Source organism: Mycobacterium sp. E787 (assembly GCF_001668725.1).
Taxonomy (GTDB): Bacteria; Actinomycetota; Actinomycetes; order Mycobacteriales; family Mycobacteriaceae; genus Mycobacterium.
Genome location: NZ_LZKL01000106.1, coordinates 63,857 through 73,703, shown reverse-complemented (window position 1 = coordinate 73,703; position 9,847 = coordinate 63,857). Strand labels below are relative to the sequence as shown.

The 9,847-nt window shown below is 69.1% G+C and carries 10 protein-coding genes; 2 read left to right on the top strand and 8 right to left on the bottom strand.

Translation table 11 applies throughout. The annotated features are described in order from the left end of the window. The 6 genes from A5705_RS21195 to A5705_RS21170 form a co-directional block, all read right to left on the bottom strand. Positions 1-425: serine/threonine-protein kinase (locus A5705_RS21195; RefSeq protein WP_197521312.1), on the bottom strand; the 425-nt coding region annotated here is incomplete at its 3' end. 68 nt (positions 426-493) lie between these two features. Continuing rightward, positions 494-1,639, bottom strand: coding sequence for a BTAD domain-containing putative transcriptional regulator (locus tag A5705_RS21190; RefSeq protein WP_068279781.1), 1,146 nt, complete (start codon positions 1,637-1,639; stop codon positions 494-496). Positions 1,640-1,801: 162 nt separating this feature from the next. Next, the gene (locus tag A5705_RS21185) at positions 1,802-2,500 is read right to left on the bottom strand and encodes a hypothetical protein (protein WP_068279778.1); all 699 of its coding nucleotides are present in this window, start codon (positions 2,498-2,500) and stop codon (positions 1,802-1,804) included. Positions 2,501-2,677: 177 nt separating this feature from the next. Next, positions 2,678-2,977 carry a DUF732 domain-containing protein gene (locus A5705_RS21180; protein ID WP_067882939.1) on the bottom strand — a complete coding sequence of 100 codons (300 nt, stop codon included), beginning with the start codon at positions 2,975-2,977 and terminating at the stop codon, positions 2,678-2,680. An 85-nt stretch (positions 2,978-3,062) separates the two neighbouring features. Then, positions 3,063-4,934: an ABC transporter ATP-binding protein gene (locus A5705_RS21175; RefSeq protein ID WP_067882940.1), complete on the bottom strand. Its 1,872-nt coding sequence runs from the start codon at positions 4,932-4,934 to the stop codon at positions 3,063-3,065. Beyond that, positions 4,931-6,691, bottom strand: a complete 1,761-nt coding sequence (locus A5705_RS21170) for an ABC transporter ATP-binding protein (RefSeq protein WP_068279788.1) — start codon at positions 6,689-6,691, stop codon at positions 4,931-4,933. The genes A5705_RS21175 and A5705_RS21170 overlap by 4 nt, the downstream gene beginning before the upstream one ends. A 164-nt stretch (positions 6,692-6,855) precedes the next feature. Between A5705_RS21170 and A5705_RS21165 the strand changes: the two genes are divergently transcribed. Both A5705_RS21165 and A5705_RS21160 read left to right on the top strand, forming a co-directional pair. After that, positions 6,856-7,362: a DUF3558 domain-containing protein gene (locus tag A5705_RS21165; protein ID WP_067882941.1), complete on the top strand. Its 507-nt coding sequence runs from the start codon at positions 6,856-6,858 to the stop codon at positions 7,360-7,362. Further along, entirely contained in the window at positions 7,359-7,904 is a 546-nt protein-coding gene (locus A5705_RS21160; RefSeq protein ID WP_067882942.1) for a DUF3558 domain-containing protein, read from the top strand. The genes A5705_RS21165 and A5705_RS21160 overlap by 4 nt, the downstream gene beginning before the upstream one ends. On the opposite strand, the gene A5705_RS21155 is transcribed toward A5705_RS21160, so the two are convergent. Both A5705_RS21155 and A5705_RS21150 read right to left on the bottom strand, forming a co-directional pair. Continuing rightward, a complete protein-coding gene (locus A5705_RS21155) occupies positions 7,905-8,408 on the bottom strand; it encodes a histidine phosphatase family protein (protein WP_067882958.1) in 504 nt (167 codons plus the stop codon). Between the two features lie 5 nt (positions 8,409-8,413). Continuing rightward, positions 8,414-9,841 (bottom strand): PE domain-containing protein, encoded by a 1,428-nt coding sequence (locus tag A5705_RS21150; protein ID WP_067882943.1) that lies wholly within the window; start codon positions 9,839-9,841, stop codon positions 8,414-8,416. Positions 9,842-9,847: the final 6 nt, after the last annotated feature.

Genomic DNA, 9,847 nt, shown 5'->3' with positions numbered 1-9,847 from the left:
GGCTTGACGTCGCGGTGCATCACCCCGGCGGCGTGGGCGGCGTCGAGCGCCGAGGCGATCTGGGTGATGATGGCCACGGCCCGTGGCGGGCTCAGCGGGCCGAACCTCTTGAGCAACGTGTCCAGGTCGGTGCCCTCGATGAGGCGCATCTCCAAAAACAGTTGCCCGTCGATTTCGCCGTAGTCGTGGATGGGCACCACGTGGGGTTCCTGCAAGCGGCCCGTGATGCGCGCCTCGCGCCGCATCCGCTCGCGAAACACCGGATCGCTGCTGACCGATTCCGACATCAGCTTGAGCGCCACGGTCCAGCCCTTGCCGGTGTGTTCGGCCTCGTAGACCTCGCCCATCCCGCCGTGGCCGAGGGCCCGTTTGAGCTCATAGGGCCCGAACCTCGACCCCGAACGCGCGCCCGGCGCCCCGCTCATCGATCCTCCCAACAACCCAGACCCGCCGACGATATCAACACCCTGGCCCGACGATCGGTCCGGCGGATCTAGACCTCGGTCTTGTCGCCCGTGGCGATCTCGAACGTGAACTCGTGCTCGCCGATGCGGATGTGGTCGCCGTCGTGCAGCGGGGTCGCCCGGCGGATGCGCTCGTGCTGCACGTGCACGCCGTTCGACGAGCGCAGGTCGTTGATGACGAAGCTGCTGCCGGTGTCGACGATGACGGCGTGGTGGCGGCTGACTTTCGGTGTGCCCAGGACGATGTCGTTGTCGCTGAGGCGCCCGATGCGGGTCGCGGCCTCCTGCAGCGCGTAGCTCTCGCCGGACTTTTCGCGCAGGTACGCGACCGCGTCGCGCTCGGACACCATCGTGTACTGGTCCATGACCGTGAGCGTCACGGCGGCGGTGGTCACGGCGGTCTTCTTGACGTCCAACGGTTCCTGGCGCAGGATCCGGTCGTTGAGGTCGCGCAGGGTCGGGCCCGGGTCGATGCCGAGGTCTTCGGCGAGCGTTTCTTTCACGCGCCGGTAGGCGGCCAGCGCGTCGGATTGGCGGTCGGTGAGGTAGTAGGCCGTGATCAGCTGCGCCCACAGCGGCTCGCGGTAGGGATGCTCCGCGGTCAGCGCTTCGAGTTCGGTGATCACGGCAACGGCACGCCCGCAAGCGATTTCGGCTTCCGCCTTTGCCGTGTGCACGAGAATCTTCTCCTCGACCAGGGAGGTCGCGAAGGTGTCGACGAACTGAAAGTCGCGCAGGTCCTCGAGCACGGGCCCGCGCCATTCCGCCAGGGCCGCGGACAGGTGTTTACCGGCCTGCTCGAACCGGCCGGCGGCGGCCGCCTGCACGCCCGCGGTCTTCTCCGCGATGAATCGCCCTATGTCGCAAGCGTTGTCGGGGATGGTGAGGCGATAGCCCGGGGGCGCCGCCGCCAACACGAGTCGCGAGTCGACCCCGAGACCGGCGAGCAGCTTTCGCAGATTGGACACGTAGGAGTGAATGCTGGCCCTCGCGCCCGACGGCGGCGAGTCGTCCCAGAGCGCCGTGGTGAGCCGGTCGACGCCGACCGGGCTGTTCCGATTCATCAGCAGCACGGCCAGCACGGCACGCTGCTTGGGGGTGCCCAGCGGCACCAAGTCGCCGTCGACGCTCATTTGCAGCGGTCCCAGCAGTCCGAACTCGAGCCGTTTGTCCATCGCGCTCAACAGCCTCCCCGTCTTCCGCAGCGTCGCGTGCCAATGAGGTGTCCTGTCATTGTGATACGAACCGGCGGAATTAGGTAAGAACCCGCGAAACTCGCCGCGTCGCGGAAGTATCCGCGCGAATCGGGTTAGGGCTCAGAGAATTCGGCGGGCGACTCAGAGCGTGACGACCATCAGTTCGTTGCTCGTCTCCCAGGACTGCACGAAGAGCTGCAGGGGAATCTGCTCGTCGCGGCCCTCGGAGATGCCGCTGTCGTTGAGGTGAACGATGCCGTGGGTGGCGTCGACGCCGGTCACCACCACCGCGTGGTCGGACACCGGATTGCCGTTCTCTTCCTTGTCCTCAACGGGCTGGCGCCAGATGAGTTCGCCGTTGAGGCTGACGATCACCTTGTGTCCGCCGCCCAGCGCCTGCTTCAGTCCCGCGATGCCGGGCCGGATGCCGTTCCTGGCGGTGTCGTCCCGGTCGATGACGACGGCGGCGACGTGGTACTGGGTGAGCAGCGTCGGCACGTCCGCCAGACTGGCGCCCTCGCCCGAGTTGGGGTTGTCCGGGTCCGCCGGCTTGGTGTAGATCGGGCCCGCGTGCGCGACGCTGGGGGTCGAGTGGGCCCTGGCGATGATGGCCTGCTCCGAGGGCGCGTCGCCGGTGAGCTGGCCGATGACGTCGGCGCTGGCCATGAGCACGCAGTCGTCGTAGCGCTGCTCGTGCCAGTACTCGGCGGCGGCGACCGGATCGCCGTACAGGACCTCCGACGCCGCGTTGGCCGGGGCGGCCGCGCCGAGCGCGACGGCACCGGCGACCACTGCGAAGATGACGGTCCTGACGGCGGCGGCGATCGTGCTGGCCTTCATGGCATTTCCCTTCCCTGTGCGCTCGCTTGCGGGCGTTGAGTAAAGGCTCCGATGGCGGCCTTGTCGGGATCTCCACGAATTCTTGGAGGCGACCCGCTCGGCCGCGGTCTACGGCGGCGGACATGGGATCCCGGTTGACCGGAATCCCCCGTCGCGGTGGGTGGTTGGCTGTGACCGCTAGGCGGTCTGTCCGGCGAATTGCGGGCAGTAGAACTTGGTGGCCGCGGCCACGAAGAAGCCGGCGTCCCGGGGCGACAACCTGGCCTGGCTCATCAGCATGAGCGTGACGGCGGCCTTGCTCTTGCCGGCGGCCAACTCGGCGCACACCTGGTGGCCGGCCCGGATCGCGTCCTGGTCGGTGGCGAAGGAGGTGGCATGGACCGTCGCCGCGGCGGCGCCGGCGGTGGCGACGGCGAGCCCGACGGCGGCGGTGCCCAGGGCGGTGGAAAGAGCAGTGGTGATGCGGGGTGCGAACATGGTCGTGGTCCTTTGCTGCTCGGTTCGGCGTTGAACGCGTTCAGCTTTCGGCCGTGTCCTTGCGGGATCCTTGACGAATCCTTGGTTACTGAGCCCGGGTCATCTCGTAATAGGCGCCCTGCCGGGCGAGCAGCTCGGCGTGGCCGCCCTGTTCGACGATGTGGCCGGCCTGCACGACCAGGATGCGGTCGGCATTGCGGATCGTCGAAAGGCGATGCGCGATAATGAAACTCGTGCGGTCGCGGCGAAGTTCCCGCATGGCGCGCTGCACGAGGGCCTCGGTGCGGGTGTCGACCGAACTGGTGGCTTCGTCCAGGATGAGCAGCTGCGGGCGGGCCAGGAATGCCCGGGCGATGGTGATGAGTTGCTTCTCGCCCGCGCTGATGGCGGCGCCGTCCCCGCTGACGCGGGTCTGGTACCCGGCCGGCAGCGTGTGCACGAAGCGGTCGACATAGGCCGCCCTGGCGGCCGCGACCACCTCGTCCTCGCCGGCCTCCGGCCGCCCGTAGGCGATGTTCTCGGCGATCGTCCCGTCGAACAGCCAGGTGTCCTGCAGCACCATGCCGATGCGCGAGCGCAGCGACTGCCTGCTCACGGTGGTGATGTCGACCCCGTCGATCAGGATCCGGCCGGAATCGACGTCGTAGAACCGCATCAGCAGGTTCACCATCGTCGTCTTGCCCGCGCCGGTCGGGCCGACGATCGCCACGGTGCTGCCGGGTTCGGCCACCAGGGACAGGTCGTGGATCACCGGCGTGCCCGGCCGGTACGCGAAGTTCACGTGCTGGAACTCGACGCGGCCGCCGGCCGGCGCCGCCAGGGCGCGCTCGGGCGCGGGCGGCTCCTCGGGCTCGTCGAGCAGGTCGAACACCCGCTCGGCACTGGCCACCCCGGATTGCAGGGTGTTGTACATCCCGGCCACCTGGCTGATCGGCGCGTTGAACTGCCGGACGTATTGGATGAACGCCTGGATGCTGCCCAGGGTGATCTGCCCGGTGGCCACCTGCAGGCCCCCGACGACGGCGACCGCGACGTAGCCGATGTTGCCGACGAACGCCGTCGCCGGGGCCACCAGGCCGGAGAAGAACTGGGCGCCGAAACTGGCCTGGTAGACGTCGTCGTTGTAGCGGCGGAACTGCTCGCGCGCCGCGGCCGCGTGCCCGAACGTCCTGACCACCGTGAACCCGCTGTAGGTCTCCTCGATGTGAGCGCCCAGGCGCCCAGTGCTCGTCCACTGGGCCACGAACAGGCGCTGCGAGCGCCGCGCGATCGCGCGGGTCGCCAGCAGCGAGACCGGCACCGCCGCCAGGGTGATCAGGGCCAGCAGCGGCGAGATGGACACCATCATCGCCAGCACGGCCACCACCGTCAGCATCGCCGTCACCAGCTGGCTGATCGTCATCGACAGCGACGATTGGACGTTGTCGATGTCGTTGGTGACCCGGCTCAGCAGCTCGCCGCGCTGGCGCCCGTCGAAGTAGGACAACGGCAGCCGGTGAATTTTGTCCTCGACGTCGCGACGCAGCGCGACCATGGTGCGCTGCACGGCGAGGTTGAGCAGGCGAGCCTGCGCCCAGATCAGCAGCGCGGCAACGACATACAGGGCGAGCGCCAACAACAGCGTCCGGCCCACGGCGCCGAAGTCCACGCCGCGGCCGGGCACCACCTTCATCCCGGACAGCAGGTCGGCGAAGGTGTTGTCGCCGCGGGCGCGGGCCGCGGCGACGGCCTGCGCCTTGGTGATGCCGGCGGGGAGCCGCCGCCCGATGACGCCGTTGAAGAGCAGGTCGGTGGCGTGGCCGAGGATGCGCGGAACGACGACCCCGATCACCGTCCCGGTGACGCCCAGCGCGATCACCGCGATGCTCAATCCTCGTTGCGGCGCAAGGCGTTTCACCAGACGGATCGCCGAACCCCAGAAGTCGCGGGATCGTCCCGTCGGGGCCGGGGCCCTCATTGCCCACCGACCGCGGCGCGCACCGACTGCGAGTCGGCGAATTCGGCGTAGGTGGGGCAGTCGGCCAACAGCGATTCATGCGTGCCCGCGCCCACCAGTTTCCCGCCGTCGACGACGATCACCTGGTCGGCCTGCGCCGCGGTCGAAATGCGTTGCGTCACGACGATGATCGTGGCCGCGCCGGCCGCACGCGCGAGCGACGCACGCACCCGCGCGTCGGTGTGCACGTCGAGCGCGGCGAACGAGTCGTCGAACAGGTAGATCGCCGGCCGGCGGATGACCGCCCGCGCGATCGCCAGCCGCTGCCGTTGCCCACCCGAAAAGTTGATCCCGCCCTGGGCGACCCGCATGTTCAGCCCGCCATCTGCTGAGCCGTGGGCCCGCACGAACCCCTCGGCGTCGGCCACCCGCAAGGCTTCCCACATCTCGTCCTCGGTCACCACCTCCCCGGGGACCGCGCCGTAGCGCAGGTTTTCCGCGACGGTGCCGGTGAACAGGTAGCCGCGCTGGGGGACCAGCCCGATCGCCGACCACAGCCGCTCGGGGTCGTAATCGCGGACGTCGACGCCGTCGACCAGGACGGCGCCGGCGGTCACGTCGTAGAGGCGGCAGATCAGCGACACCAGCGTCGACTTGCCCGACCCGGTGCTGCCGACGATCGCGGTGGTGGTGCCCGGCCGGGCGGTCAGTGAAATGTCTTGCAGCACTGGACGGTCGGCGCCGGGATAGCTGAAACTCGCGCCGTCCAGTCGCACGACGCCGGTGATCCCGCCCGGCGGGAACGTGGGGTTCGGCGGGCACTGCACCGCGGCGCGCGTCGAGAGCACCTCGGTGATCCGCTCGGCGCACACCGACGCGCGCGGCAGCACCACCAGCGTCATGGTCGCCATCAGCACCGCCATCAGGATCTGGGTGAAGTAGGCCAGAAAGGCGGTCAGCGAGCCGACCTGCATCTGGCCGCGGTCGATGCGCAGCCCGCCGAACCAGATCAGCGCCACGCTGGACACGTTGATGGTCAGCGTGGTCACCGGCAGCATCAGCGCCTGCAGATTGCCGGTCGTCAGCGCCGTGCCGGAGAGCGCGGCGTTGGCGCGCGCGAACCGGTCGCGCTCGAAGCCCTCACGCGCGAACGCCCGGACCACCCGCACGCCCGACAGCTGGTCGCGCAACACCCGGTTGATGCCGTCGATCATGCCCTGCATGCGGCGCAGCAGCGGCAGCATGCGCGCCATGATCAGGTAGTTGGCCACCGCCATGACCGGCACGCTGACCAGCAGGAGCCAGGTCAACGCGGCCTCCTGATGGATGGCCATGACGACGCCGCCGACGCACATGATCGGCGCGGCGATCAAGACGGTGCCCGCGATCTGCACCAGATATTGGATCTGCCGGACGTCGTTGGTGCTGCGCGTCAACAGCGTCGGCGCACCGAAGCGGGCGGTCTCGCGCTCGGAGAAGGTGGTGACGTGGTCGAAGATCGCCCGGCGCAGGTCGCGGCCGAAGCCCATGCCGGTCCGCGAGCCGAAATACACGGCCCCGACCGCGCACAGCACCTGGAGCCCGGTGACGGCGAGCATCACCGCGCCGAGCCGGACGATGGTGGCCGCATCGCCCTTGGCCACGCCCTCGTCGATGATCGCGGCGTTGACCGTGGGCAGGTACAGCGACGCCAGGGTGCTGGTCACCTGCAGCACCAGCAGCACCGCAACCAGCCGGCGGTACGGCCGGATGTACTGGCGCAGCAGTGCCAGGAGCATGTCGTAACTGTCGCACACGGCGGGCGCCGCGGTTGGGACCACCGTGTTGAAATGCCTGCTCAGGCGCCGCATCCCCGGGTGACCCGCGGGCTGCCGCTACAGTGCATCGTGTGACCAGCAGAAGGCGAGGCGCACGGGCGCTGGCTCTGGCGGTGTCGGCTCTGATGATCCTGATCCTGGCCGGCTGCTCGGGTTCCGGCGACAACAAGCCCGGAGCGACGGCGTCGTCGACGCCCGGCGGCGGGGAGGGTCACCACGGGCCGATGTTTCCGCAATGCGGCGGCATCAGCGATCAGACGGTGTCGGACCTGACCAAGGTGACCGGGCTGGTGAACACCGCCCGAAACTCCGTCGGGTGCCAGTGGCTGGCGGGCGGCGGCATCCTCGGCCCGCACTTCTCCTTCTCCTGGTATCGCGGCAGCCCGATCGGACGCGAGCGCAAGACCGAGGAGCTGTCGCGCGCCAGCGTCGACGACATCAACATCAACGGCCACGGCGGCTTCATCGCCGTCGGCAACGAGCCCAACCTGGGCGACTCGCTGTGCGAAGTGGGCATCCAGTTCTCCGACGACTTCATCGAGTGGTCGGTCAGCTTCAGCCAGAAGCCGTTCCCCCCGCCCTGCGACATAGCCAAGGAACTGGCCCGTCAATCGATTGCGAACTCGAAATGAGCAGAAGAACCGTCCGGGCCGGCGTGGCCGTGCTGCTCGCCGCGGTGCTCGTGCTGACGGGCTGCTCGAGGTCCGTCGGGGGGACCGCCGTGAAGGCGGGCGGCAATGTGCCGCGCAACAACAACTCCCAGCAGCAGTACCCGAACCTGCTCAAGGAATGTGAGGTGTTGACCACCGACATCCTGGCCAAGACCGTGGGCGCCGATCCGCTGGACATCCAGAGCACGTTCGTCGGCGCCATCTGCCGGTGGCAGGCCGCCAACCCGGCCGGCCTGATCGACATCACGCGGTTCTGGTTCGAGCAGGGCAGCCTGGGCAACGAGCGCAAGGTCGCCGACTTCCTGAAGTACAAGGTGGAGAACCGCGCGATCGCGGGCATCGAGTCGATCGTGATGCGCCCGGACGACCCGAACGGCGCCTGCGGCGTGGCCAGCAACGCGGCGGGGGTGGTCGGCTGGTGGGTCAACCCACAGGCGCCCGGCATCGACGCCTGCGGGCAGGCCATCAAGCTCATGGAGCTGACGCTCGCTACCAACTCGTAGTCAGCGCGGGACTTCGAACCCCGTCAGCGCGGCGCGGCCCGGCTCCAAATCCCGCCACGCGCCGGGCACCGCCAGCACCGCGATCGCCGACGTCGGAAATTTCGTCGAAATGCGTTCCACCACAGCGTCGTCCGTGCCGTCTCCGTCGGCCAGGATAAGCGCCAGTTCCGACGTCGTCGGCTCGTGACCGACGACCAGTAGGGTGCCTACCTCGTCGGACGTCTCGTTGATCTCCTCGATCACCGTTCCCGGGGTGGCCCCGTACAGTCGCTCGCTGTAGCGCACCGGGGCGTCGAGACCGGTGTTGGCCAGGGTCTGCCGGGCACGCGTCGCGGTGGAGCACAACACCGCGTCGACGGGTGACACGTTGGCGCGCAGCCAATCCCCGGCCAGCCCGGCCTCCCGGACCCCGCGCGGCGCCAACGGCCGGTCATGGTCGGCGACACCCTCCGGGTAGTCGGATTTCGCGTGCCGCATCAGCAGCAGGGTGCGCTTACTTTGCATCTTGCTCACACCGGCAGCACGGTCCCGGTGGCCGGGCCCAGGATGATCTGCTGACCACCGGGGGGCACGTAGCCGCCGGTGGTCCCGTAAAGGCCGTAGAGCGGGCTGAGTGGGCCGTGGCCGGAGTAGATGTCGTTGATCCAGCCCGTGGACAGCGTGTAGACGGCCTCGGTGTTGCCGCCCGGCGAGAAGCTGGTGAACAGTTGTGCGACGAAGTCGATGACGGGCTTGTTGCCCAGCAGCGAGTCGACGTGCGATCCGTTGGCCAGCTCGACGCCGGTGAACTGCCCCGGGTACAGGCTGACCAGTTCATTCGTGGTGGCGCCGAAGGCGTTCCACGCCTGCGGCGGCGAGGCCACCACGTAGTCGGGGACGTTCAACGTCTTGAGGTTGGCGATCGCCGCCGCGAAGGCCGAGGAGTCGTTGGCGACCCCGTCGAACATGATCACACCGAGAAGATGGTTGTTGGCGGTGTTCGTCCCGAGGTCCGCGATGTAGTCGCCGGCGGCGAGCGTGGCCAGGCCGCCGCCGGCGGAATGCCCGCTGATCATGAAGCTTTGCGGCAGCGTGCCGTGGTAACCGGCCTGGCTGGCGCTGAGGTTCAGCGCGGTCTCGTTGCCCAGGAACAGCGAGCCCACCGCCTGCTGCATCTGCGTGCCGCCCAGCCAGGCGCCCATCGGCAACGGGATCGACGAGACGGTCGGGACGACCACGATGCTGTCGGTGCCGTACGCCAGGGCGGTGGCCAGAGCGCCGTACCAGCCGCCCGTTCCCAGGAAGCCGTGCTGGAGATAGATGACGCCTCGGGCGTTCACCGTGCCGTCCGCCTGCGTCGGGAAGTACCAGCGCGCCGGGGCGTCGTAGCCGTGGGGGCCGACCGGAATCTCCAGGTAGGACATCCCCTCCCGGACCCCGGTCACCGGCCCGGGGGCTCCCGTCCCCTGAAACACGCCGCCGCTCTGGTTCCCGAGCGTCCCGTTGAGAAAGCCGGTGATGAGCCTGCCGGCCAGACCGGGTCCGGTGGTGCCGGTGACGGCGGGGCCGACGGCACCCTGACCGAAGAGCGGTTGCCCGGTCAGATAGGTGAACGGGGAGAAGAAGCCCACGTCGAAGAACTGTTGCTCCACCCCCTTCACCAGCAGGGACAGGTTCGTGAGCTCGCCGGCGGCGTAGGTGGCGCCCGCGGCGCCGAGCGTCCCCACGAACCGGGCATGGAAGACCGTGGTCTGCGCGGTCAGCGCGTGAAACTGTTCGGCGAAGTCGCCGAAGACGGTCGCGACCGCCGCCGACACCTCGTCGCCGGCCGCCGCGGCAATCCTCGTCGTCGAGGGAGCCGCCGCGGCGGACGCCTGCTTGATCGCCTCCTCGATGCCGGTCAAGTCGGCCGACGCCGCGGCAAGAGCGTCGGGCGCCGCGGTCACATATATAGGCATGGGCGG